This window comes from Enterococcus sp. AZ089 (assembly GCF_050547225.1).
In the GTDB taxonomy this organism is placed as follows: Bacteria; Bacillota; Bacilli; order Lactobacillales; family Enterococcaceae; genus Enterococcus_D; species Enterococcus_D entomosocium.
On the sequence record NZ_CP172954.1, the window covers coordinates 897,484 to 922,664 of the forward strand.

The following is a 25,181-nucleotide window of genomic DNA, read 5'->3' on the forward strand; positions in this document are numbered from 1 at the left end:
CGACAAATATTTTTGTACCACACGTTACTTGTTTTGAAGAAATTTATTCAAACCTGGCGTAACTTCAGAGTTACAAGGATACAATAGAGGTTAGGGATTGTATCGTTTAAATGAGAAATAAATAATAGTAGTAATAGTATGCTGCACTTTCAAAGAATAAATATTGACTCGTCAGATAGCCTTCTCGTTTACCCAAACGAGAGGGCTATCGTTCATTAGAAAAGAAAAAGTGTCTTTTTCCTAAAAGAAAGGAAGAAGACACTTTTTGGCTTTATTCTGCTGTGAGGGGGATCGTCAGCTTGCGATCATCGGTTTGATCGTCGAGCATTGAATCGACATATTGCTTCAAAAAGTAAGAATAGGTCGCTAACCACTGATACTCCTCGGAGTCTTTGATGGCAGCTATTTCCTCGACTGAGTAAGTATCATTGCCAGTAAAAAGGGCTGTGTTCAGCTTCGTGACAAACGTGCAAAGTTGTGTGATCTGGGATTCTGACAGTTCAGACACGGCGGACAATTGGTCACGGACCAGTTGGTCGGTATCATTTTCAAAAATACTTTTCTGGTAGTTTTGATAGTCCAGTAACTGTTCATCAGTTTGCTTCGTTTCAGCCGCCCAAGCATCGAGATCAATCTGCCGAGCTTCGTAGTCGATATCTTTGTCAGAAAGAGAAAGGACGCCGTAGCCTAATTCTGCTGTTGAATAAGACCCAGTGACTGCTTCATAAAGCGAATCATTCCCTTCGTTAATGTCTTGAATGTGGATATGACCAGAGAAAACGGCTGGCACGTTGAAGCGTTCCAACAAAGCGACAGTCTCAGAGGCGTTGTTGAGAACATAACCGTCTTGTAACAATTTATTATGACTGAACAAGTTATGGTGTAAAAAGACCAGTGGTACTTGCTCTGCTTCTTTTGTCAGGGTTAATTGCTCCTCCAACCAGGTTAGAGTAGCTGGTTTCAACTCACCATTCGTTGTAGGCTCATCCCAATTAACCTCAGAATCGTAGATACATGAATCTAGTAAAAAGAGGCGATACTTGTCATTTAACTGAATGCTGTAGCTAAGGGAAGACTTGTCGATACTGTTGGCTTTTTCGTAACCTTCAGCAAAAATCGTTTGAAAATCCTCAGGACTGATTTGATCGGCATAGTATTCCTTTTCACCTTGAAATGCTCGCGCCCAACCATTGTAAATCTCGTGGTTGCCAGGTAATGCTAAAACCATAATGCCAGCTTCTTGCAATGGTTCAAGCAATCTTGCCAACTCTTGAGCACTTGCTTTCTCGCCATTGAGCGTCATATCACCGGTCAAAATAATTCCCGTTGGTTTCTCCTTTAAGGCTTGAGCGGTGAAGGCCTCGATTGATTGTTCTTGATACATCATCTCTTTGCCAGCAGCTCCTTGCGTGAAGGTCTGAAAGGCTTCGCCATTATCATGAAGCGTGGAGGAAAGAAAATGAATATCACTTAAGAGCCAAAACTCACTGTTGCTTGCCTGTTGCAAAGGTGTATCGGCTTCATGCACCTTACGAAATTGAAAGAATAACAGGAAACAGGTGACAAAAAGTGTAAGAAGTGCCAATGGCCAAAACCATTTTTTGTGTGTACGAATCGCGATTCCCTCCTCGCTTGTTTTATTTATTATAGGAAGGAAAAGGAATCTTGTCACATAAAGGGTCTTTTTTTGAAAGATTTCTTGTTTTCATAGTTTTTCTTGTTAAGATAATTCCGAAAAAACTATAAGTGCTCTTATTTAGGTGCTTTTATGTGATAAAAATAACTAAAATAGAAAGAACATCATTTTTTGAAAATGAAAAGAAAACGCGGTGTTTTATTCAGAAACATTGATTTAACGGTCTTTAATTGTTCTGTTATTTATCGCTGAGATAAAGGAAGTGTTAGATTGAAACATTTTTGTAACATTTCCTTTATCTGTGTGTCATATCATTATGGTAGAATTCATTTGTCGTTAAATCGAACATTAAACTTTCTTAGACAAAATTAAGTTTTTATAAAGGCAGTTCATCTGTCAAATCAACCAGCTAGTCGGAGGAAAAACGAGTGAAGAATAGTTTGTTATCAGCATTAATGGTGTGTTCACTAACATTAACAGCAGTTGCAGCACCTGCATTAGCATTTGCAGATTCCATTGATGATCAAATCGAGCAGCAAGACCAAAAAATCAATTCTCTTAAAGGTCAGCAAGCTGACGCCCAATCACAAATCGATTCTCTAGAAGCAGAAATTGAAACAGTGAGTGCAAAAGTTGCTTCATTAGAAGCGAAACAAGTTGAGTTAGGTCAAGAAGCTGAGAAATTGCAAGACAAAATCGCAACATTGAAATTGCGTATTGCCAAACGTGAAGAAGCAATCCAAAAGCAAGCCCGTGATGTACAAGTTAACGGTCAAAGCACCAATTTCATTGATGCTGTTTTAGAAGCAGATTCTTTAACGGATGTTATCGGTCGCGTACAAGCGATGACAACGATCGTCAATGCAAACAATGATTTAGTTGAACAACAAAAACAAGACAAACAAGATGTTGAAGACAAAGTCAAAGAAAACGAAAGCAAGATCCAAGAAGTTGCTGCAAACCAAGCAGAACTTAGCCAACAAAAAGATGCCATTGCAGCAAAACAAGCTGATTTAAATGTCTTGAAAGCAAACTTAGCAGCAGAACAAGCAACTGCTGAAAAAGACAAAGATGCATTGAACAAGAAAAAACAAGAAGCGGAAGCTGAAAAAGCCCGTATCTTGAAAGAACAACAAGAAGCTGCTGCTGCTCAAAAAGCAGAAGAAGAAAGACAAGCTGCTGCTTTGAAAGAAGCACAAGAAGAAGCTGCTGCCCAATCAACAGAGAGCACGACAGAAAATACAGTTGCTTCTACTGAAACAGCAACAAGTAGTTCTTCAAGCAACACAAGCTCAAGTTCAAGCAATACTAGCAGTTCTAACAGCTCAAGTTCATCGAACACAAGCTCTTCGAACACTGGTTCAAGCAATTCAAGTTCAAGTAACTCAGGTTCAAACTCTTCATCAAACAATGATTCTACCGGAAGTACTTCTACAGGCGGCGGAAAAGATCATTCAAGCTCAGGGAACATGTATGCTTGGGGTCAATGTACTTGGTACGTGAAAAACCGTGCTCCTTGGGTAGGTACTTACTGGGGTAACGGGGCCCAATGGGGTGCGTCAGCTGCAGCTGATGGGTACACTGTCAATGGTACACCAGCAGCCGGTGCTGTTGTAGTCTTTGCCGCTGGTCAATCAGTTGGTGGCGTTTGGACTGCTGATCCAACTTATGGTCACGTAGCCTATGTTGAATCATACAACCCATCAAACAATACGATCACGATCTCTCAAGGCGGAATGGGCTTTGACAGTCCTGGTGGACCAAACACTGCAACATTGAGCGCATCTGGATATACTTACATCCATCGCTAATCAAATCAAAAGCAAAGCATCAACGCAATCGCGTTGATGCTTTTTTATTTGATCGATCGCTTTCTAAATCGGTCAGACAAGAGAATTACCCAGAGAGACAAGACAGGGTTCTCTCAAATCTTATCAAGATTCTATAGAAAATAGGAGGTTTCTCGTTCTACTATCAAATAGTGAGAAACGGTGAAAAGGTCGTTTTTGAAGTTACCATCAGTTCTTCCATTGCACGAGAAATCGCCGTATAGAGAATCCGCTGATCTTGATCGGTATGATAATTTTCTGCTGAAACATCATATAAAAGAACCTGCTTAAATTCCAATCCTTTGGCAAGATGAATCGGTAAAACCGTTCCATGAAATGACACGGCCTGTTTATCGAAGAATTGTTTAAGCTCTTCACTGGATCGACTATCTTTTGTGATGATCGTTACTGGCTGCTTAAGTTCCTTTACTATGTCTACCAAGGCAACGTCAGTCAGATTGGCATAAAACTGTGGCAACTTTCCTGCTGGTCGAACGGCAGAGATGTTTAAATTGGTTTCTTTTGGTAGCATTTGAGCAAATAACCGTGTGATTACACCGCTAGACCGATAACTCGTAGTCAGCTGATACGTTTCGAGGGATTTCGCCTGTTGTTGAAATATCGTTTGGATTTCTGATACGGTGATGGCACTTGTAAAAATCGCCTGTTGCTGATCCCCCACGAGGGTGAAAGCGGTCATAGGAAAAAGACATAATAGAAACTGCAGTTGTGCTGGCGTATAATCTTGGACTTCGTCGATAAAGAGATAGCGCAAAGCAGGGACAGGTTGTTTTTCGGCCACCAAATGACGTATCAGCAATAGACAAACAGTATAATCCAAACTATCTGTTGTTTGCGTCAAAGCGATCTGTCCATGAGTAAAATAGTCGGCACTGTCTGCTAACAATTGTTTCGTATCAAACCACGTAAGGTCGTTGATTTGTTTCGTAACTTTTGCATATTTTTTCTTTAGGAGGCGAAGGGCTGCTTTCTGAATCGTTTTTTCTGAATCATCTTTTAAAACTGTCCCTAAAAGGGATCGTTGTTCATCTTCAGTCAAAGAACGAACTTGGTCGTGAACATTCGCTGCTAAGGCATTTTTTTGCAATCGTTCCTCCCAAGCGTAAGCCAATTTCTTTTTGACAGCTTGGATGCGATCGCGCAAGGGTGCCTGTTTCGGTGTTTCTTGGAAGAAAGTGTCGATCGTTTCTTCAGAAAAAAGGACGACGTTTTTTCTTTTGATTGGTTTAAACTGAAGCACAAGTTCTTCTGGCAGCTGTTTGCTCAAGGATTGAAGAAAGCGGCTGAAGTCAGCACTGCGTAAAAGTTCGATTGCTTCACTGGGTGCTTGCTGGATGCGGTCAAAATAAGCCTCTTCCGATTCTAAGTCAACGCTAGGAAATGCTTGGCAAAACTGCCGCATGGTCAACGTCAATGGATTTTTTTCACCGAGGGAAGGCAGCACTTGCGAAATATAATCAATAAACCGCGAATTCGGGGAGAGGATCAAGACATTCTCTGCGGTCATCTCTTCACGAAAATGGTACAGCAAAAAGGCGATCCGCTGCATGACAGCAGAAGTTTTTCCGCTTCCAGCAACACCGTTGACCAGTAGGTTTTTATGCGCTAAGTCACGGATGATGACGTTTTGTTCGTGTTGGATCGAAGCAGTGATATCCTGCATTTTTTGGCTATTATTGGCTTCAAGGGCTGCCAGTAACACGTCATCTTGAATCGCCACTGAGGTATCAAAGGCTTGCTTCAATTGATCTTTTTCGATAATAAATTGACGGCGTTGTTCAAGAACGGCAGAAATCGTCTGATTGTTCACTTGATAAGAGACCGGACCCAAGCGTTTGGCATAGAACAATTCGGCAATTGGGGAGCGCCAATCATAGATCAGCCCTTCCTTATTTTCATTAACAAAACCATTGATCCCAATGTAAAAATCTTCTATCGTTTCCTCATCTTCAAATTGTAGGGAGATTTTACCAAAGTAGGGACTATCCAGAAGACGGTCGATGGCAGCTAATTCACGTTCAGCAGATTGAAGAGCGGCGTTCATTTGGTCGATCTCACGATTCTTACTTTCGATGGCAGCAAAAGTATCTAAACGGTCAGCAAAATTATCAAAGTTTAAGCGAATCTCTTCGCCGATGCTTTGCATCGCAAGGCGATCTTTTTTTCTGCCTTCAGTCAAGAAACTGTTCAGCACTGTCTTTCGTGTTAGCAATTGCTGGTACGTGTCTGCGAGATGCTTCTTTTCAGCCTTTAGGTTGTTCATTCAGACTCACATCCATTCTCCAAAGTAACTCAATTATACGGGCATCCACCAAAAATACTAGTCTATTTTTTTGACTCTGGATGCGGTATAATAATAGTGGGAAGAGGCATCTGATTGTTCCAATGTCATGGGAGCAAGCAGAATGCGTCTATTTTTTTGTTTTAAAAATGAGAAAAAGGGTCATTGCTTGTGTTTTTGAAGGGGCTGTTTATACTGAATATAGAGAAAAATACAAAGCGAAAAATCGTTGAGGGAGTGTCAACATGTCCAAACTATTGTCACCAGTGAAGCTAGCGAATTTAACATTGGCCAACCGCGTCGTTATGTCGCCGATGTGTATGTATGAAGTAAAAAAAGAAGACGGTGTTGCGGAGCCCTTTCATTTTGTTCACTATGGGGCACGAGCATTAAGCAAAGCCGGATTGATCATTATCGAAGCAACTGCCGTTGAACCAGACGGACGAATCACAAACAATGATCTAGGGTTATGGAATGAAGAACAGCAAACAGAACTGACGAAATTGGTGGAACTGCTGCATGGGTTCGATGCGCAAGTAGGCATCCAACTAAGCCATGCAGGACGAAAAGCAGTTGATGCCACCAATCCTTTGGCACCAAGTGCCGTTGCCTTTAACGAACGCTACCCGTTACCGTCAGAAATGACCCTGTCGGAAATCAAACGGGTGCAAGATAGTTTTGTTCAGGCTGCCCAACGAGCAGCCAAAGCGGGTGTCACGATGATCGAACTTCATGGGGCTCATGGCTACTTGATGGATCAATTTCTTTCCCCTCTCGTCAATCAACGCACCGACCTGTATGGTGGTTCCTTAGAGAATAGGTATCGCTTTGTAAAAGAAACGGTACAAGCAGTTCGGGCGGTCTTTTCTGGGGCATTGTGGATGCGCTTGTCACTGACAGACTATGAAGAACCAGGACGCCAAAATTCGTTGGAAGATTGGCAGCAAGTAGCCCAATGGCTTCAAGCAGATGGCATTGATTGTCTTGACTGCTCCACAGGCGGTGTGGTGGATAAAAAGCCTAATATTCCGATCTATGATGGCTACCAAGTGCCCTTTGCTGCAGCCATCAAGCAAGTGGTCGATATTCCCGTAGCAGCAGTCGGTTTATTGGATAATCCTGATCTTTGCGAATATCTTTTGCAAACCAATCAAGTGGATTTGGTTTTACAAGGGCGCGCATTGATCAGAAATGTCAACTGGTTGGCAGATGCAGCGGCTAAACTTCACGATAAGTCCTTTCAAGCGTACAATGATTCCTATCAACGTGGGGTGAAACGTTGATATATTTGATAAAAACATCTCCTAGAAGAAAATTCTTCTTAGGAGATTTTTTTATTCTGCTAGAATATTTTCAAACGAGTGATGAAAGAGCAATAAGCAAAGCCAGAAACAAGTGTCTTACTTGTTTCTGGCTTTTTTTACATAGAAAAAGCATTATCCTGAGGAATCTTTCTGCTTCATGCTACACTAAAAAAGAAACGGAGGGAAATCAAGATGTTGACAACAGATCAGTTCTTTCACGGCCACGACAAGCAGACCGCTTTTTTTGAAGGCTGGTACCATAAACACCAAATCGGTGAAGAAGTCTATGCTTTTATTCCTGGTTTTTCGATTCAAAAAGACGGGACCAAAGAAGTATTCATTCAAGTGATCAATCATGAGGGTGCGCATTACTTTTCCTTTCCAGAAACTGACTTTCAAGTGTCAGAAGAGGAGCGTAAAGTAACGATTGGTGACAATATCTTTAGTGAAGCAGGCATCCAAGTCTCTTTAAAAAATAACGAACTTCAAGTACAAGGGTCAGTAAAGTATAACGACCACAAACCGATTCAGCGGACACGTTATGCGCCGAGTATCATGGGTCCTTTTTCGTATCTGTCATTTATGGAGTGTTATCACGGGGTCTTGAGCATGAGTCATACCTTAGAAGGTACGCTGTACTGGAACGAAGAACCAATCGATTTTACGAACGGGATCGGTTATTTGGAAAAAGATTGGGGAACCTCCTTTCCAGCAGCTTATATTTGGGTTCAGTGCAACAGCTTTGATGCGCCAGATGTTCGGTTCTTTTTCTCCGCAGCCGACATTCCCTTTGCTGGTTTTGCTTTTTTGGGAACGATTTGTGTTCTGCAAGTCGGCAGCCAAGAATATCGTTTTGCTACTTATCATGGTGCAAAGATTCATGATGTCAAACGCACGGAAGACCGTTTAGTGATCCATCTCAAACAAAAACAATGGTCCTTAACGATCGAAGTTTTGACGAAAGAAGGGCATTCTTTGAGGGCACCTTCTATTGGGCAAATGAATCGGATCATTCGCGAAAGTGCCAGTACGGAAATCACCTTGACCCTTTTAGAAAATGGGCAGGAGATCTTAAGGCAGACAGGGATGTCGGCTGGTTTTGAAGAAGTTGCGAATTTGCGAGGATTTCACTATTAAAAAAAGCAGAAAAATTCGTTTCTTTTGATATACTAGTAGATAGTTACTACGAAAACACGTATATTTGGAGGGAAATGGATGAAAAAAATAACGAATGAGACACTGTTTGAACTGAAAACGATTGCGCAGCCTGCAGTGGGGCAAAATCAGGTTTTTTACTTGGAAACGGTAGTCAACCCAGAGACCAACACGTATGATTCAGCGATTTATAGTATTGACGCAAAGACCAAACAACGGCGTGAGTGGGGCACCGAAGCGACGACCCACAACAGTCTAAAGGTCTCGCCAGATGAGCAATGGCTCAGTTTTGTGACGACCGATCCAAAGAAAGGTGAAAGTACGTTATGGACGATGTCGGTGTCCGGCGGCAAGCCCCAAGCACTTGTGACTGAAAAAGGTCTGGGCGACTATTTTTGGAAGCAAGACGCAACGGCTATCTATTACCAGCTGGCACAAGAGGAGACGGTTTCAGAGAATCAAGACGACAAAGAAAAGACGGACAAGCAAAAGGAATTTCCACAAGTAAAAGCTACTACGAAGGTCAATTATTTGGCGGATGGCGTCGGCTTTTTAAAAGAAAAAAAACATTCGATCATCAAAAAAACGATCGCGACACAAGAAACGGAACTGATTTTTGAGCATAAGTATCCCTTTGTGTTCTCTGGCTTAGCGGATGATCAAGAGACTTTGTTTCTCACTTTTGACAAAGAGGAAGAAGACGAGTGGGACTATGGATCGAAGGTTTGTCTCCTAAATAGCCAGACGAAAAAGACAGAAAGTTTAGAAAACATTCTGCCAGAAGGATCGTATACTTTTGCTGCAGCGCGCAATGATCAGCTGCTATTATTAGGCAATGACCTCTCTTACGGATTTGTGACCTTGGATGATTTATTTTTGATCGATTTAAAAACGAAAGCAGTCAAAAATCTTTCCAAGGAGTTAGATGTTGCTTTTGGCAATGCGATCATCAGTGATTTTCAACAAAAAAATCGCGGCGTAGCGATCACCTGGTTGACGGATGACACATTCCTTGTACCCGTAACGGAGCATGGCAAGCTACAATTGTACCGCGCCTCGATCCAAGGAGAATGGACCAAACTGCTTGATGAAAAAATGGATATCCTTGATGCGGCGATCTATTCGGAATCCAAACTTGCTGTTGCTTATGCGACCACAACGATCCCTAGTCGCTTAGGCTTGATTGACTTAGCAAGTGGCGAAGTAACTGATCTATACGATCCCAACCAAGCAATTATGTCACAGTTAGCGATCAGTAAACCCGAAGCGTTTTGGTACGAAGGAGCAGATGGTTGGCAAATTCAAGGCTGGTATTTGCCCCCGACCGAAACACAAGAAAGTCATCCAGCAATTTTGTACATCCATGGCGGTCCGCAAGTCTGCTACGGCGAAACATTTTTCCACGAGATGCAAGTCCATGCCGCTAACGGCTATGGGGTCATCTTGTTGAACCCTCGTGGCGGGCAAGGGTACGGTCAGGCGTTTGTCAAATCGATTTTAGGTGATTATGGCAATAAAGATTATCAGGACTTGCTGTTGGGGGTTGATGCCGTGGTGGCAAACCATCCAGAAATCGATACGAACACGATCCATGTAGCTGGTGGCAGCTATGGTGGCTTTATGACCAACTGGATCGTTGGTCATACCGATCGTTTTTGTGCGGCAGTTACGCAACGCTCGATCTCAAATTGGATCAGCTTTTATGGGACGAGCGACATTGGACCTGCCTTTGTCAAATTCCAATTGTTGCGGGAACTTGATGGGACCGAAGGACTTTGGAAGATGTCGCCTTTGGCCTATGCCAGCCAAGTCAAGACACCTACGCTAGTCCTCCATGGGGAAAATGATTTGCGATGTCCGCAAGAACAAGGACAGCAGTTTTACATGGCGTTGCAGCGTAAAGGCGTCGATACGAAGCTGATGCTGTTTCCTCAATCCTCTCATGGTTTATCACGCAATGGCTTGCCGAACTTGCGGATAGAACGCTTGCAAGCGATCAGTGAATGGCTTGCATCACATGAGAACAAATCAGTAAATTAACCGAAAGAAATCACCTGATAAAGGATCACGACGTGGGCTGCTTGAAAAGCCCGACCAGTGATTCCTTAAAGATCAGGTGGTTTTTTTGCGCGATCAAAAGCTACAGGTTCCTGTTACCTTGCCGCCAATGACAGCAACGATTGAAAACAAATTCATATGACGTTTTCTTCACTTGTTAAATAACAAAAAGAAGAAATAGTTTTGCTTGCTTCCTATGTTTGAGTGTGATATGATACAAAACGTAATTGTTACACTTTAACCTTTTTTGGTGTGACGCAAGAGAAAGGAGCTGGTTATTATGAGAAACAATATTATTTTGGCATGTGTGGAGACAGGGGAAAGACTTTATTTGACTAATAAGAACCAGCGCAATACGCCGGAACGTTTAGAATTAAAAAAATATTCACCAAAGTTGCGGCGCAGAGCGATTTTTCGTGAAATCAAGAAATAGGAAGGACAATAACTGAATGGCAAAAAAATCAAAAATGGCAAAATACAACAAGCAAGTACAACTGATCGAACAATACCGAGCAGTGCGTCAAGAATTAAAAGCGCAAGGAGATACCCAAGCATTGGCCAAACTACCGAAGGATTCGAATCCGACTCGTTTGAAGAAACGGGATATGATCGATGGTCGTCCTCGGGGCTACATGAATAAATTCGGCATGTCACGGATCAATTTCCGTAAGCATGCACACCTCGGAGAAATTCCCGGCGTTACAAAAGCAAGCTGGTAACAGAAAGGAGTCAACATGGAAAAAACGGACTTGTCTAGTGCGTATCGACGTTTAAAGAGCCCGAACATCAAAACAAGGAAACGCGCATTAAAAATCATTCATGAATTTAAACGAAACAAACGAAAAAATGCATTGCAGCTGCGTGCATAATGAAAAAGTGAAAGAAAGTTGGAATGACATGGCAGTACCTGCAAGAAAAACATCAAAAGCAAAAAAGAATAAGCGTCGGACCCACCATGGCGTCAAATCCCCAGCGATTTCGTTTGATGGGACAACAGGAACCTTCAAGCGCAGCCACCATGTATCTTTAGCAGAATACAAAGCACAGCACCCAATCGAAAAGAATTAACGCCGTCTTATGACGCCGTCCAGAAAGCAGGGGGAAAATGGAGATCATCTATCCGTCATTGATTGAAGAAGCCTACCGTCACAGTAAAAAATTTCATCCAGAGATCACCAAAGAGGCCATCTATCGCCATTTTTACGAAGCTGGTTTAATCAAAGAAAATGGCGATCCAACGGAAAAAGCCTTGTCAGAAGGGGTCGTTAAAGATTATACTGAGGACTGGGATCTTACCTTTGAAGAATTTTTGATGATCTACCCCGTGTTTCGTTCTTTTGACCCAAAGCATTTCAAGAAGATCGATCATTTTTGGGAAATGGATTTGGCTTTGCAAGAACAAATTCTTGACCAATGGGAACGAGAAACCTTCACAGAGGAAGAGATCATTGATCTGACTGCTTTTTTTGAAGAGCGATTACCTTCTAAAAAGAAACAGTGAATGAACAGTGAAAGGCGTACATGTGATGAAAAAGACGATCCAGCCATTTTTAAAACTTTTAAAGCCCTATGATTATCTATTGTTTGTTCTATTAGTTGTTGGCTCTTTTTTACCGCTTTTTCTATTTGAAGCGCAAGCCCAAAGTGATACTGGGGATCGTTATGCGATCGTGCGAATCAATGGGGAAGAAGTTGACCGTTTTAACTTGGAAGAAATCGATGCGATGGAAAAAACGTATTATCCAGCAGAAGGTCAGTACAATATCGTCGAGATCAAAGATGGTGCGATCCGAGTGCGTGAAGACAATAGCCCGGACCAAATTGCTGTCAAAACCAGCTGGATCTATCGCAATGGACAGACGAGCATTTGCCTGCCTCATAAGCTAGTGATCGAGATCAAGCAAGCTGGTGCTTCTGACTATTTGATTTATTAATCGAACTTTGTGGTAGTTGGAAACTACACTATTTTGTGTTGGTGGGAAATCGTTGGATTTTCTACTGACACTTTTTTATTGAAACTAGAAAATAAGTGCGTCTAACTGGAGACAATCTGTTGATCAAACTCAGTCTCATTTGATAAGAAACGAGGAGCATATGAAAAAGATAAGTTTCTGTAAACATCCTTCAAACCAAAGCTATGTCAATAATGCTGTATTGCCAGAAATGGGGAACGGTGAAGGGGAGAAGAAAGGATCGTTCCGTTTGTTCAACAAATTTTCTTCTAAACCTAGAAAAACAGTTCAGCATTACGAAGCATTGGTTGCGTCTAAATCGCTTGTCCAATAAAGAGGAACGAAAACCCTAAAAATCCTTTTTTATGAAGGGCTATAAGTTGAAGATTTTTTTTATTTGCGATAGGCTATTAGTAAAGCATTCGGGAGATGAAAACACATGAAATTTAAATTGAATCTAAAAGAAAAAGTAACGGAAGTTGCAGAGCATGTCTATGATGTGGTGAAAAAGGAAGATTATGCGATTCGTGTGGCTCCAAAAGGAATCAAAGTAACGAAACAGCGCAAGACGAAAGACACGATCAAATGGCGTTCAAAGAATCACTAATATCCTCTTCAACAATAAATAGTTTTTAATGAGTAGAAGAAAATGAGAAAAAAGCATGATGCAAGCATCAATGCTTTTTTTTGTTGCCTGAAATAGAAAACCAGCAAGCAGCAGGAGTTAAATGGTTTGATTAATTAATCGTTCAGGTCGTCTATAGAATGTTATGTTATATTATTATTAATCGGTTTTTTTCGATTTCATTAAAATTGTCTTAAAAATATATTTTTTTAATTATTTAAGGCTCTTTTAGACGAAAATAATCTGATATGTTAAACGAAATAGGTGGGTTATTTATACAAATTATAAGTTTTATATTGAGTATCTGTTATCATATGGTACTATTGATTTATATCTTAAGCGCTTTCATAGGTGAGAGAGGCTTTTCTATCGTCAGTTGAGGACTAAAAGAAGAGCTAAAAGTTCTTGCTTCATCCTCGCTTGGGTAGATTATTGATCAAAAGAAAGAGGATGACAGGTAATCACATACTTCGGCATCCTGATAAACAGAAGAATCAGGAGAAAAAGGCAATAACGTTCTAATCTCTATCGTTTAAGAGCGTGCATTGCAAAGCTAGAAGTAGATTGGAAGCAAATGAAGCAAGTAATGAATAATAGTTAAACGTTTACGTATTACTTACGTAAACGTTTAACTAAAAGTGATTTTTTAAGTCCTTAAGGAAAGTACCTCCATTTCCATAAGAAAAATAAAAGACAAAAATATAAATGAGGAGTGTTTTGTATGAAAAAAAGCAAAATAGTAAGGTCGGTCTGTTTGTTCTCAAGTTTATTCCTTTTAGGAGCTTGTAGTAATTCCAATGATCCAGATACCACAGAATCTGGAAACCATGTTACATCTGATGAAGAAGGGGATTTGGCATGGCAAGAAGAGGAGATCGATCTGGTTTTTGCCAGCCGCTATTATGGGGAAGAAAATAGCGAAAATCCAATGTGGTTAAATATTGAGAAATTTATGGAGAAGTATCCAAATATCAACGTTATTCGCGATGCGCAATTTGCCAATGGCGAGAATGGAAACTTTGAACAATTGGAAATGCTGAATGCTCGTGCGCAAGACAATGACTTACCAGACATTTACTTTTCGCCGATGTCTGCTGAAGTTTATGATCGTGAGTTTACGCTTGATTTAACACCTTATTTAGAAGCAGATGATGAAGCGCAATGGATCTCTGATAATGCGATGGAGTTTTTACGTACCCATGATGGTGAAGAAATCTATGGCTTGGCTTGGCAGTCTGTTTCCCAATATGTATTAGTGAATACACGTCTTTTGAGAGAAAATAATCTCTCGATTCCAGATTATAACTGGAGTTATGAAGAGTATGAAGAGCTTCGAAGTGAAATTGCAGTTTTGACAGCCAATAGCCCGATCTTTCCCGGCGTTGTTGGGTTTGGGGAAATAGGACCTAATTATTTTGATGATATTCCCAATGGGTGGAAAGGGTTCAATATTGAAACAGAACGATGGGATTTAGCTAGTGCGACAAACTTTGGCGAGTACTATGAGCGATTTGCCCGTGAAGCGATCGAAGGATTGCATTTTTATGATCTCAGTGAAGAAGAACGAGTTGCAAAAGTCGGCAACTTGAGTTGGGCATTTGGTGATGGCTTGCAAGTCTTAGAAAGTGGTTGGTTGTGGGCATTAAGCGGCGATGTCTCTGAATTGATTGAAACACGAGACATGGAGATCGATATTTATCCAATGCCAACTGCTCCTCGTGGCGAAACATACATTCCTGGTTACTATGATACTTTTAGTATCTCTAGTCAGTTAGAAGATGATCCGGTGAAGGCTCAGGCGGCGTTTGAGCTGTTGAAGTGGCTAACTTATGGCGAGGAAGGCTTACTTTCAAGATGGGCCTTGATCGATGAATACTCAGGTCTTCCAGAAGATGCACCATTACGAGCTGAGGATCGTTTGATGGACTTCATTCAAGGATGGCCAATTACGACTAATCCAACGGTGTTAGCGAATCATCCATTGGTAAAAGGGTTCGATGAAGAGAGTGGATTAGCTAACTACAATTTCGCCGCTTTTAAAGAAGAAGCCTTCCAGCAACAATTATCTAACCCTGTCGCTTATCCGAGACAAATGCCTGGTTTCTCTAATGTCCAAGGGGATGTTGATCCTTGGGAAATCATGCATCAAATCAAGGATGAAGGAGTTCGCTATAGTGACATCGCTAGCGAATGGGACCGCAGAATCAATGAACAGATCGAAGAATACTTACGACAATACAATCGTTGATCACTTCCATCAGTACCTACCTTGTTATGGTCATTTGAACCATAACAAGGTTTCCTTACATCAAAAAATGAGTGATAGGTTGGGATTCTATGACAAAGAAAAAAAGAAGTATGTTTCAAATAGCCTGGTCAATCGGCATCACAACAGTGATCGTATTGGCATCCGTTCTTTTTTCGAGAAATGATACCGAACAAGAAAAGGAAGTAAGTCGGAGTGATCTAAGGAGTACGGAAGAATTAATGGCTTTTTCCCACGAAGCAGATCATTACTATGCGGTAGCGATGGAACGATTACGAGAAGGGCTTGAAATACCTACTGAGGAGTCAGTTAACTTAGCGCAAGAGCGCCTGGGTGGTGAATTGGTGCCTCCTTCTCAGAGTAAGAACTATGAGGGATATGTCACGAATCTTCAAGCTGGAGATAAAATCGAGTTGACCATCAATGCGCCTGTTGGGGGTTTGTATGAGGTTTGGCTGGATTACCGTGTAGAAGAGCAGACATTTTTAAACCCAGAACTGTCCTTCGAAATCAACGATACGACTCAGTTTAATGAGATGAACGCCTTAACGTTGCCCTTGCAATGGCAACAAGCGCACGAGGAATCTGCAATTCAATTTGATCGTTATGGCGATCAGCTTCAGGTGCGATCAGAGCTAGCTGGGGAATGGGACCAACAACCATTGAAAGACCCAAATCATTTCTTTGCTGATCCGTTGAAGTTTGAACTAGCAGAAGGTGAGAACACGCTTTCCTTCGAATTGATTGAAGGAGCTATTTTACTAGGAGATATCATTATCAAGAACACGCAACGATCCATCCTTTCCTATGAGGAATATCTTGTCGTGCACGAAGGCGCATCAAAACAAAATGATCAACAATTATTGACGATCGAGACAGAAAATCCTGTGACTAAAAGTCGAAGAAGTATCCGCGGTCAATATCTTCGTAACCCAGCATTAAGTCCCTATGACTATCAAACCCGATTATTGAATGTTTTAGATGGTGCTTCTTTTTCTGAGCCTGGGGACCAAGTGTCGTATGTTTTGACTGTGGAAGAGAGTGGCTTTTACCAAATCACCTTCAAATACTTACAAAACATGAATAACGGAATGCCTGCTAGAAGACGAATCGAGTTAAATGGCGAAGTTCCGTTTGAAGAATTGAGTACTTATTCCTTTGATTATTCAAATAAGTGGATCCATGAAACACTGAGTGATGATGAGGGAAACGCCTTTTTATTTTATTTAGAAGAGGGACAACATACGCTATCGCTTGTCATTGACAGCACGCTTGTTGCAGCACCATACCATGAATTGTTGGCATTACTGGCAAAGATGGATGGCATCGGTGCGGAAGTGGTGCGCTTGACGGGTGGATTGGTTGATCGTCAGAGAGACTGGCGGATCGAAACCTATTTCCCAGAACTCAAAACATCATTAGCAGAGATCCTAGATGGATTGAACGCACAAAGAGAAGTGTTGATCGATTTATTAGGCAATGAAAAATTACCGATTTTGACAGAATTAGCGGTTGCAATCGCTATGGTCGAGAGTTTCTATGAACAGCCGGATACATTGCCTCATTATTTAACCCGTTTTAATCAAGGCTACTCCTCGGCCTACGGAAGGATCCAATCTGTCTTACCAACTTTAATTGCTAGTCCCTTATCAATGGATCGAATTTTTATCCATGATGCGAATGTCGAACTGCCAAGGGAGCGAGTAGGGATTTTTACCACAGCTTTGGAAAGCGTAAAGGCATTTGCTTATACGTTTATCAATCCAAGATATCGTCAAATAAATGAAACTGAGGGAGAAGCGATAGAGGTTTGGGTCAATCAATCGCGTTTAAATTTAGAGATCATTCAGCGACTTGTTGATGAAGAATTTACACCTAAAACGGGCATCCAAGTGAATTTATCCTTGTTGCCTGATGAACAACGAATCATCTTAAACAATGCTGCAGGAAGTGTGCCGGATGCGGCCTTAAGTGTCAGTCATGGGATGCCTTTTGAGTTGGGACTGCGAGGAATCATCGAAGATCTAAGTGAGCTGGAAGGATTTGAGCAGCTTACCGCTGAATACAACCCAAATTCCTTTACGCAATATATCTATGACGAAGGAGTCTATGCGATTCCAGAAACACAGACAGTCAAGTTACTTTATTACCGTAAGGATCTGTTGGAGATGATCGGAGAAGAACCACCGCAAACATGGGAAGAAATGATCAGCATCATTCCATTATTACAAAGATACGATATGAATATTTATATCCCTTTAGGATCCGACAGTTCACATAAAGGATTCGACACGACCACGCCGTTTATTTATCAGTATGGCGGGCGGTTGTTCGATGACACTGGGAGTCAGACGGAGATTCATTTAGGTGGTTCCTATGAAGCGTTTGATTTTATGACCAGTCTTTTTACAGTCTACAACATGCCCTTGACTACTGCGCAATTCTATCAGAGTTTTCGTGATGGGAAAACTCCTATTGGGATCGGCGATGCTAATCTCTATGTGCAATTGAAGCATGCAGCGCCTGAAATTGCCGGTCAGTGGGGGATGATCCCAATTCCTGGGATCGAAAATGACAGTGGAGAGATCGAACGATGGGATCCTACCTATGGTTCTGCGTCGATTATTTTTAGCGATAGTGAGAAAAAAGCAGGAAGCTGGTCTTTCTTACAATGGTGGAACAGTAGCCAAACACAGGCGACGTTCTCCTATGATCTGCAGGCGACTCTGGGACACCAGTTTCTCTATTTGCCAGCCAACCTAGAAGGATTCAAAGCAAGTGCTTGGCCGCAAGAATCAAAGCAAGTGATTTTAGAGCAATGGCAATGGATTCAAACAACAGGGAGAGTTCCCGGTGATTATATTGTAGAAAGAGAGCTTAGCAATGCTTGGAACAAAGTAGTTCTCGATGGAGAGAATCCGCGGATCGCCATCGATCATGCGGTCAGGATAATCGACAAAGAGTTGGAAAGAAAATTGAGGGAGTTTGGGTATATCCAAGAAGACGTCTTGGTTCGGCCTTTTAATGTTCCCGTACTAGAAACAATTGAAAGGTGGATACCAAGTCATGATGGGGATAACTAAATCAAATCAAAAGACAGCCAAAAAAGAGTATCGCTGGCTAGATCGTCTACTGAATTCATCGTTTCTCTTTCTTTCGCCTTATGCGCTATTATTTGGCTTGTTAATTTTATTGCCAGTCATCGTCGCATTTCTTTTGTCCTTTACCTATTTCAATACTGTTCAATTTCCAGAATTCATCGGGTTTCAAAATTACATTGATTTGATTATGGGAGATACGATTTTTTTACAAAATGCGCTGATGAATACGATTTTGTATGGTGTGATTGTTGGGCCTGTCGGCTATATGCTCGCTTTTTTTCTCGCCTGGAATATTTCGCAAGTTACCCATCGAATGCGGACCATTTATACAGTGATCATTTACTCACCTTCGATTACAGGCTCCATCATGATGGGGACAGTTTGGCGGGTTTTATTCAGTGGTGATGAGACCGGCTACTTGAATCATTGGCTCTTAGAGTGGGGCATCGTGCGAGAGCCGATTCAATTTTTACAACAGCCAACGATTTTATTTGTCATTATGATTTTTATCGGGATCTGGAGTAGCATGGGGGTCGGCTTTTTAGCTATGCTAGGCGGGTTATTGAATATCGATCGCTCACTTTATGAAGCAGGAAGTATTGATGGAGTGAAAAATAGATGGCAGGAAGTCTTCTTTATTACCATTCCTTCCATGAAGCCACAAATGCTATTTGGCGCAGTCATGGCCATCGTTGGCACGTTTAACACAGCTGGTTTGGCGGCAGCTTTGAGTGGTGGCAATCCACCACCTCAATATTCCGGCTGGTTGATCGTCGATCATGCCCAAGATTTTGGCTTTACCCGGTATGAGTTAGGCTATGCCTCAGCGGTTACAGTTGTGCTATTACTTATTGTGATTCTATTTAATCGTGTCAGCTATAAGCTGTTTAGTGAAAACTAAAATTATTATTTAGAGAGTGGTGAAAAGATGTCCCGTCCCGTCAAAGTGAATCCGCAGCGATTTCATAAGGATCAACTAAAAATACATGTACTTTTGGTCTTCGTCTCATTGATCATGGGGTTACCAGTGATCTTTATTGTGAATCATGCATTTAAACCTTTTACCGAGTTATTTGCTTATCCGCCGACTTTTTTTGTTCGGCAACCCACATTAGAAAACTTTCAACTACTGACCAATTTTTCCAATCAGTCAGGCATACCAATGAGCCGCTATTTATTCAATAGTTTATTCGTAGCGTTCACGTTGATTGTCTTGACGTTGTTGATCAGTTCCTCTGCTGCCTTTGCATTGTCTAAACTGCATTTTAAAGGTAAGGAGACCTTCAATAAAATCAATACTTTGGCGCTGATGTTCGTTCCGGTTGCGGTGGCGATCCCCCGATTTCTGATCATTGTCCAATTGGGCTTATACAACTCGATTTGGGCACATATTATCCCAATGTTGGCAATGCCTGTCGGCTTGTTTTTATTGAAGCAATTTATCGATCAGATCCCAGATTCTTTGATCGAAGCAGCTAAAATGGATGGAGCAAGCTTCGCCCGAATTTATTGGAGTATTATCATGCCGATGATCAAACCAGCACTGATCACTGTTTCGTTGTTGACGTTTCAGTCCGTATGGGGCAACGTAGAAGCTTCAGCGATTTTTATGGATAGTGAAACTATCCGTACGCTTCCGTTTTATATGTCGACCCTATCTTCGCAAACGGGAAATGTCGTCGCAAGTGCGGGTGTCGAAGCGGTTGGTGGACTGATTATGTTTGTCCCTAATTTATTGTTGTTTATCATTTTACAAAATAAAGTCATGAATTCAATGGCGCATACGGGGATCAAGTGATATGAAAAAGATGACGATGCTTATTTTATTTGTTATGGTCTTCGCAACTATTTTACCGAATAAAGCCGTTGCCCAAGAGGTTCCATATTTTACTTTTACGACGGATAGTGAAAATTATTTTTTGCGGACCCAAACAGCCTATACACCTGCAAAAGAAATCACAGCGTTTGATGGTCATTCATTTGTCGAACCAAATCATGTTTTTGTTGATAATGAAGACAATGTTTATATTTCTGATACGGGGCTGAATCAAGTCATCATTCTTGATAAAACGTTGTCCTATCAAGGATTTCTAGAGAGTGAAGAATTAGTGGAAGTACATAGTACTTTCGTGACAGAAGATATTATTTATGCAGTAGATACGAGCCAAAATAAAATTTTCTCATATGACAAAGAGAGCCATGAATTATTACAAGAAATTGGTACGCCAGATGCACCTGTATTCAATGAAGGCTATCCTTTCTTACCAACGCATCTTGCGGTGGATATGAGGGGGAACATCTATGTTCGAAGTTCTGAATCAAGTAATGGCTTGATTATGCTGAATCGTGCAGGAGAGTTCGTGACTTTTTTTGGTGCCAATCCCTTAAATGTCCCCCTCTTAGATCAAATCCGTTCCTTCTTTTTAACAGAAACGCAGCAACAAGCGATGGAAACTGTCTTTCCAAACATTATCGCGGATGTGAGTATTGACCAAAAAGGATTTGTTTACACGGTGACCTCTTCGTTGGCAAATGGTGCGATCAAAAAGTTTAACGTTGCAGGGACCAATTATTTTCCAGACAACTTGTTAGGTGAGTTTAATATGGAAAGTATTTGGGTCGGTCAGCAGGACAGTGTTTATGCAGTTTCTTCAGATGGTTGGATCTATGAGTACGATTCTCAAGGGCAGTTGCTCTTCGTATTTGGAGGGAATGATGTGATCTCTAGTCGTTTCGGGATTTTAAGCCGACCTACGAGTATTGCAGCAACGTCCGAAAATGAGCTGATCGTCGTCGATCAAGGAGCCGCTTCGCTAGTGAAGTATGAACGCACTCGTTTCACCGAAGCGGTCCATCAAGCCATGAGTAGTTATCAACAAGGAGAGTACCGAGTCAGTCAAGAACTTTGGGAATATACCTTGAATTATAATTCAGTGTTTGATAATGCACGGATCGGATTGGGTAACGCTTACTTGCGAGAAGGTGAAGCACAGTTGGCGTACCAAGAATTTATGAGTGCTGAGTTTAAACCAGGAATATCAGCGGCTTTTTGGGAGATTCGGCAAGACTGGTTGAGTGCCAATTTAAATACGTTGTTTGTCTTGATGATAGTTGGATTGATATTGTGGAGTTTATGGCGATTGGTGAAGAAATTTAGTCGGCGTTCTATTTCACTCACTCATAAGCTTCAATGGCTGAAAAAGTATAAATTCGTCGATAATTTTTTGTTTATTTTCGAGTTTCATCAAGCAATTTTTGATGGGATCTATACGATCAAGCGTCGCAAACGGGTATCCGTGTTCTTCTCTATGATTCTCTTTCTTCTCTACATCGGTTTGTTTCTCATGTACCATCAATGGACGAATGTGATCTTTGTAGCAGATAATCCTTATCTTTTGTATGAGCTAGCAACCTTCATTTTTGTCGTCTTGTTATGGATGGTATCGAATTACTTGATTTGCTCGATCAATGATGGGGAAGGCACGTTTCTTCAAAGTGTCAATGGGACAGCTTATGCGATGACACCAATATTGTTTGTTTTCCCAGTGGTGATTTTGCTGAGTAATGGTCTCACTTTAGAACAAAGCGTCTTTTTTTATCTCCCACAAGCGATTGCAGGTCTTTGGGTCTTATTTTTACAATTTTTTGTGATCAAAGATCTACACAACTATGAAGTTGGCGAGACCTTTACGATTATCTTCAAAAGTATTTTTACCATGTTGATTATTGGATTGTGTGTGTTTGTCCTTTATACATTAGGCAGCCAGCTAATCAACTTTATTCTAGACGTGATAACTGAGGTGAGTGCCCGATGAATAAGAAATGGCTGACTTATATACTATTTTTACCAGTGATTGTTTTACTGGGATTTTGGTTGTTCGATTCGCAAGAGGTAAGACCTACGATCGAGCCGCTGATGAATGATTTTCAGGCGGTGACTGTCAATACCGCAGCAAACGTTTCTGAGGGGAGGTATGAGGCACCATCAGAAATTCCAGACACTTTTCGATTAGCGGCTGAAAATGAACAACTCGTGTTGTATGTCGAGGAGGAGACGGCAGCAATTCTTGTCTTTGATAAGGTGAATGGTGAGCAGTGGGCGTCTTATGATTACCAAGCAGACTATGTTGAGATGCAGTATAGTCAAGAAATCATCAATTATATCAAGTCCGGTGTTTCGATCGTTACCTATGACCGAGCCACACCGGGACGGCGTACCCTGATGGACTCAGGGGTCACGAGGGAATACCAATTTCATGAGGATGGCTTTGTTGTTGCAATTGATTTTACTTCACAAAAGATTCGTTTTGAAATGAGAGTCACTATTCAAGGCGGGGATCTTCTTGTTCATATTCCGAAGGAGAGTATTGAAGAATACAATGAAAACCTTTGGCAGCCGGGAAACAATAATATTTCATTGAACCAATTGATCATGTATCCTTTTTTTGCTAGTACAGAAGGGGAAGAAACGGGGTATTTGGTCATACCCGATGGTCCTGGAGCAACCATTCGCCTTGATGAGACACCGCGGTCATTGGTGGGGTATTCGGCACCAGTCTATGGTTTAGATCAAGGATATGAGGACAATCCTCGAGGCGGTGCCTATCCTTCAAAACCAATTGAACTTTTGACATTGCCTCTTTATGGTGTGATCAAAGAAGAGAATAGTGCCGGTGTTTTAGTCATTTCTGAAAACGGAGAAAGCTATGCCACGTATAACTATCGACCCAAAAATACGGATACACATTTCTATCAATCTTATTTTACTTATACGTATCGAACCGCCTATTCTCAATTTCAAAGTCGGATCAATGAAGATCAGCATATCCTAGGTTTTCAAGAACTTCCCAACGAGTATGATGTCGTGCAACGCTATGTTTTCTTGCGAGAAGATGAGGCAAATTATGTTGGGCTGGCAAAGAGTTATCGCAGCTTTATTGAACAGCTTGGAAAAACCAAAGATAAAGAAACGCCCGAACAATCGCTGCCTTTAAAAATCGATTTTTTGATGAATGAAGTAAAGATGGGGAATTTGGGGATTGAGGAAGTAACCTTGACAGATCCTCTTCAAGCAAAAGCTATCACGGAACAATTACTAGAAAATGGCATCGAGCAATTAACCGTCACTGCCAAAGCGTTTCTGCAAGACCGTTGGACGTATGGCATTGGCCCACAAAAAAATCTGAACAATGACGATGATTTCCAAGCGTTACTGGCTTACTTTCATGAACACGAGGTAGATTTCAATTTTTACGTCGACTATACAAAAACGTATCACAATGCAAGCAATCAGCAAACATACAAATTAAATCGGAATGACTTTCAATTTTTTGATCCTGAAAAGGCAACCCTCAATTATATGAACAGTCCGTACTTCTATGCTTCATCTTTAGAAAATGATTTAACGACACTCGCTGATCTTGCGGGAGTAAGTCTGGCTTTGGCTGGTTTTGATCACAATGTATTTACTTTTTTTGAAGAACGTCAGATCCATAGTAGTCTTGTGGCGATGACCAGTGTCAAACAGCTGCTTGAGCGGTTGGAAGCAGCTGAAATAGCAACGAATATCTATCAACCAAATGCGTATCTTTTCCCTTATCTTGATGAGTATTATGATACACCCATCTACTCTTCCGGTTTTGTGTTTATTGATGAAACGATTCCTTTATTGCAGCTGATTTTAAGTGGCCAAGTAGAGATGTATTCTACGTATCTTAATAGTGTTTCCCATGATCAAGATACTCTTTTGCGGCTGATCGAATTTGGTGTGTATCCCACATTTGTCTTGACGGGAGAGCCTGCATACAAAATGAAAAATACTGGGGCGAGTGCGATCACTGTTTCGGAATATGAGTATTTATCAGAGCGAATCATGTTTTATTATGAAGCGATGGATGAAGCTTTGTCAGTTGTCAGAGGGAGTGAGATGGTCGATCATCAACTCTTAGCCGACGGAGTCGTTCAAGTAACCTATGCAAATCAAAAGACACTAACAATCAACTATAATGAGACAACCTTTGAAACAGGAGAAGTCATAGTAGAAGGAAAGGGGGTCGTTGTACGGTGAAATTATCCATGCAAAAGAAAAAGAAATTAACAGGGCTGCTTTTTGTTAGTCCATGGATCATTGGGTTTCTGACATTAGTGGCCTATCCGCTTACTCGAACGATCTTCTTTAGCTTTCATAATGTCTCCTATGGCATTCGTTCTGGCTGGCGTTATAATTGGGTCGGTTGGGAGAACTATGACCGAATTTTGTTTCAGGATATTGACTTCGTGATTGCCTTACAAGATTTTTTTGTTGCTACCTTGTTTCAAGTTCCTGTGATTATCGCTTTATCGGTGATTATTGCCATGCTTTTGAATCAAAAAATTCACGGCAATTGGTTCTTTCGCTTAGTCTTTTTTCTACCAATCATTATCTTAAGTGGCAAATTGATGACTATGATCAGTGAGTATGGTGGTACAGGGATCGTTGAGAATCTGGTGATTCTCAATATCTTAGATTTATTTATTCCTTCACAAGCCGTTGTCCTGCTGGTTGCAGAATTATTTGAAATGATTGCGCAATTATTGTGGTATTGTGCAGTTCCGGTATTGATTTTTCTAGCATCCCTCCAAAATGTCAACCCGAGCATTTATGAGGCCGCATCAATCGATGGTGCTTCTTCCTGGGTCAGTTTTTGGAAAATCACCTTACCAATCATTTTTCCACTGATCAATGTAGCGGTCGTCTTTATTGTGGTTTTTTTAGCGAATTTTGAAGCAAATCCGATTGTTTCGATCATTCTGGAATCGACCTACGATGGAGCGAGAAGAGAAGGCTATGCGTCAGCGATTGCTATTTTATATACGTTGTTCCAATTCATAATGATTGGTATTTTGTATATGGTCATAAAAGAACGCAAGAAAAGTAAGGCGGGTTAAGAATGATGATACGACGAAGAGGAAAT

General features: G+C 41.2%; 20 protein-coding genes. 18 read left to right on the forward strand and 2 right to left on the reverse strand.

Annotated elements, in window-relative coordinates; translation table 11 throughout:
* Positions 1–271: 271 nt before the first annotated feature.
* Complete coding sequence (locus IGJ01_RS04095) at positions 272–1,672, reverse strand: metallophosphoesterase (protein ID WP_430601443.1); 1,401 nt, start codon at positions 1,670–1,672, stop codon at positions 272–274.
* Between the two features lie 392 nt (positions 1,673–2,064).
* Between IGJ01_RS04095 and IGJ01_RS04100 the strand changes: the two genes are divergently transcribed.
* Positions 2,065–3,447 carry a CHAP domain-containing protein gene (locus IGJ01_RS04100; RefSeq protein WP_042890032.1) on the forward strand — a complete coding sequence of 461 codons (1,383 nt, stop codon included), beginning with the start codon at positions 2,065–2,067 and terminating at the stop codon, positions 3,445–3,447.
* 163 nt (positions 3,448–3,610) lie between these two features.
* Here IGJ01_RS04100 and IGJ01_RS04105 read toward each other — a convergent pair whose 3' ends face one another.
* Positions 3,611–5,749 carry a HelD family protein gene (locus tag IGJ01_RS04105; protein ID WP_430601444.1) on the reverse strand — a complete coding sequence of 713 codons (2,139 nt, stop codon included), beginning with the start codon at positions 5,747–5,749 and terminating at the stop codon, positions 3,611–3,613.
* Between the two features lie 263 nt (positions 5,750–6,012).
* Here IGJ01_RS04105 and IGJ01_RS04110 point away from each other — a divergent pair, with 263 nt between their 5' ends.
* The 17 genes from IGJ01_RS04110 (at position 6,013) to IGJ01_RS04190 (ending at position 25,155) form a co-directional block, all read left to right on the forward strand.
* Positions 6,013–7,050: an NADH:flavin oxidoreductase/NADH oxidase gene (locus tag IGJ01_RS04110; RefSeq protein ID WP_244733270.1), complete on the forward strand. Its 1,038-nt coding sequence runs from the start codon at positions 6,013–6,015 to the stop codon at positions 7,048–7,050.
* Between the two features lie 213 nt (positions 7,051–7,263).
* Positions 7,264–8,208 (forward strand): tocopherol cyclase family protein, encoded by a 945-nt coding sequence (locus IGJ01_RS04115; protein WP_005237328.1) that lies wholly within the window; start codon positions 7,264–7,266, stop codon positions 8,206–8,208.
* A gap of 78 nt (positions 8,209–8,286) precedes the next feature.
* Positions 8,287–10,266: a S9 family peptidase gene (locus IGJ01_RS04120; RefSeq protein WP_244733272.1), complete on the forward strand. Its 1,980-nt coding sequence runs from the start codon at positions 8,287–8,289 to the stop codon at positions 10,264–10,266.
* A gap of 298 nt (positions 10,267–10,564) precedes the next feature.
* Positions 10,565–10,717 (forward strand): 50S ribosomal protein L33, encoded by a 153-nt coding sequence (rpmG, locus tag IGJ01_RS04125; RefSeq protein ID WP_005225339.1) that lies wholly within the window; start codon positions 10,565–10,567, stop codon positions 10,715–10,717.
* 16 nt (positions 10,718–10,733) lie between these two features.
* Positions 10,734–11,003, forward strand: coding sequence for a 30S ribosomal protein S14 (gene rpsN, locus IGJ01_RS04130; RefSeq protein ID WP_005237326.1), 270 nt, complete (start codon positions 10,734–10,736; stop codon positions 11,001–11,003).
* A 15-nt stretch (positions 11,004–11,018) separates the two neighbouring features.
* On the forward strand, positions 11,019–11,153 hold the full coding sequence (locus IGJ01_RS04135) for a putative metal homeostasis protein (RefSeq protein WP_005237325.1): 135 nt from the start codon (positions 11,019–11,021) through the stop codon (positions 11,151–11,153).
* Between the two features lie 28 nt (positions 11,154–11,181).
* Entirely contained in the window at positions 11,182–11,352 is a 171-nt protein-coding gene (gene rpmF, locus IGJ01_RS04140) for a 50S ribosomal protein L32 (RefSeq protein WP_005237324.1), read from the forward strand.
* Positions 11,353–11,389: 37 nt separating this feature from the next.
* Complete coding sequence (locus IGJ01_RS04145) at positions 11,390–11,785, forward strand: hypothetical protein (protein ID WP_005237323.1); 396 nt, start codon at positions 11,390–11,392, stop codon at positions 11,783–11,785.
* 25 nt (positions 11,786–11,810) lie between these two features.
* A complete protein-coding gene (locus tag IGJ01_RS04150) occupies positions 11,811–12,218 on the forward strand; it encodes a NusG domain II-containing protein (RefSeq protein WP_005237322.1) in 408 nt (135 codons plus the stop codon).
* Between the two features lie 457 nt (positions 12,219–12,675).
* The gene (locus IGJ01_RS04155) at positions 12,676–12,843 is read left to right on the forward strand and encodes a hypothetical protein (protein WP_005237320.1); all 168 of its coding nucleotides are present in this window, start codon (positions 12,676–12,678) and stop codon (positions 12,841–12,843) included.
* 739 nt (positions 12,844–13,582) lie between these two features.
* Positions 13,583–15,109, forward strand: a complete 1,527-nt coding sequence (locus tag IGJ01_RS04160; RefSeq protein ID WP_005237319.1) for an ABC transporter substrate-binding protein — start codon at positions 13,583–13,585, stop codon at positions 15,107–15,109.
* Positions 15,110–15,198: 89 nt separating this feature from the next.
* Positions 15,199–18,210, forward strand: a complete 3,012-nt coding sequence (locus IGJ01_RS04165; protein ID WP_430601445.1) for an extracellular solute-binding protein — start codon at positions 15,199–15,201, stop codon at positions 18,208–18,210.
* Positions 18,194–19,129: a carbohydrate ABC transporter permease gene (locus IGJ01_RS04170; RefSeq protein ID WP_005237317.1), complete on the forward strand. Its 936-nt coding sequence runs from the start codon at positions 18,194–18,196 to the stop codon at positions 19,127–19,129. Before IGJ01_RS04165 ends, IGJ01_RS04170 begins: the two co-directional genes overlap by 17 nt.
* A gap of 27 nt (positions 19,130–19,156) precedes the next feature.
* The gene (locus tag IGJ01_RS04175) at positions 19,157–20,026 is read left to right on the forward strand and encodes a carbohydrate ABC transporter permease (RefSeq protein WP_430601446.1); all 870 of its coding nucleotides are present in this window, start codon (positions 19,157–19,159) and stop codon (positions 20,024–20,026) included.
* Between the two features lies 1 nt (position 20,027).
* A complete protein-coding gene (locus IGJ01_RS04180; RefSeq protein ID WP_244733276.1) occupies positions 20,028–22,043 on the forward strand; it encodes a hypothetical protein in 2,016 nt (671 codons plus the stop codon).
* Entirely contained in the window at positions 22,040–24,295 is a 2,256-nt protein-coding gene (locus tag IGJ01_RS04185; protein ID WP_244733278.1) for a DUF5696 domain-containing protein, read from the forward strand. Before IGJ01_RS04180 ends, IGJ01_RS04185 begins: the two co-directional genes overlap by 4 nt.
* On the forward strand, positions 24,292–25,155 hold the full coding sequence (locus IGJ01_RS04190; RefSeq protein WP_139843242.1) for a carbohydrate ABC transporter permease: 864 nt from the start codon (positions 24,292–24,294) through the stop codon (positions 25,153–25,155). The genes IGJ01_RS04185 and IGJ01_RS04190 overlap by 4 nt, the downstream gene beginning before the upstream one ends.
* Positions 25,156–25,181: the final 26 nt, after the last annotated feature.

Bases quoted from the DNA above. Each gene is read 5' to 3' on its own strand.
- IGJ01_RS04170 (WP_005237317.1), top strand. From the start codon at position 18,194: ATGATGGGGATAACTAAATCAAATCAAAAGACAGCCAAAAAAGAGTAT.
- IGJ01_RS04160 (WP_005237319.1), top strand. From the start codon at position 13,583: ATGAAAAAAAGCAAAATAGTAAGGTCGGTCTGTTTGTTCTCAAGTTTA.
- IGJ01_RS04185 (WP_244733278.1), top strand. From the start codon at position 22,040: ATGAATAAGAAATGGCTGACTTATATACTATTTTTACCAGTGATTGTT.
- IGJ01_RS04175 (WP_430601446.1), top strand. From the start codon at position 19,157: ATGTCCCGTCCCGTCAAAGTGAATCCGCAGCGATTTCATAAGGATCAA.
- IGJ01_RS04165 (WP_430601445.1), top strand. From the start codon at position 15,199: ATGACAAAGAAAAAAAGAAGTATGTTTCAAATAGCCTGGTCAATCGGC.
- IGJ01_RS04105 (WP_430601444.1), bottom strand. From the start codon at position 5,749: ATGAACAACCTAAAGGCTGAAAAGAAGCATCTCGCAGACACGTACCAG.
- IGJ01_RS04145 (WP_005237323.1), top strand. From the start codon at position 11,390: ATGGAGATCATCTATCCGTCATTGATTGAAGAAGCCTACCGTCACAGT.
- rpmF (WP_005237324.1), top strand. From the start codon at position 11,182: ATGGCAGTACCTGCAAGAAAAACATCAAAAGCAAAAAAGAATAAGCGT.
- rpsN (WP_005237326.1), top strand. From the start codon at position 10,734: ATGGCAAAAAAATCAAAAATGGCAAAATACAACAAGCAAGTACAACTG.
- IGJ01_RS04120 (WP_244733272.1), top strand. From the start codon at position 8,287: ATGAAAAAAATAACGAATGAGACACTGTTTGAACTGAAAACGATTGCG.
- IGJ01_RS04150 (WP_005237322.1), top strand. From the start codon at position 11,811: ATGAAAAAGACGATCCAGCCATTTTTAAAACTTTTAAAGCCCTATGAT.
- IGJ01_RS04115 (WP_005237328.1), top strand. From the start codon at position 7,264: ATGTTGACAACAGATCAGTTCTTTCACGGCCACGACAAGCAGACCGCT.
- IGJ01_RS04155 (WP_005237320.1), top strand. From the start codon at position 12,676: ATGAAATTTAAATTGAATCTAAAAGAAAAAGTAACGGAAGTTGCAGAG.
- rpmG (WP_005225339.1), top strand. From the start codon at position 10,565: ATGAGAAACAATATTATTTTGGCATGTGTGGAGACAGGGGAAAGACTT.
- IGJ01_RS04180 (WP_244733276.1), top strand. From the start codon at position 20,028: ATGAAAAAGATGACGATGCTTATTTTATTTGTTATGGTCTTCGCAACT.
- IGJ01_RS04135 (WP_005237325.1), top strand. From the start codon at position 11,019: ATGGAAAAAACGGACTTGTCTAGTGCGTATCGACGTTTAAAGAGCCCG.
- IGJ01_RS04110 (WP_244733270.1), top strand. From the start codon at position 6,013: ATGTCCAAACTATTGTCACCAGTGAAGCTAGCGAATTTAACATTGGCC.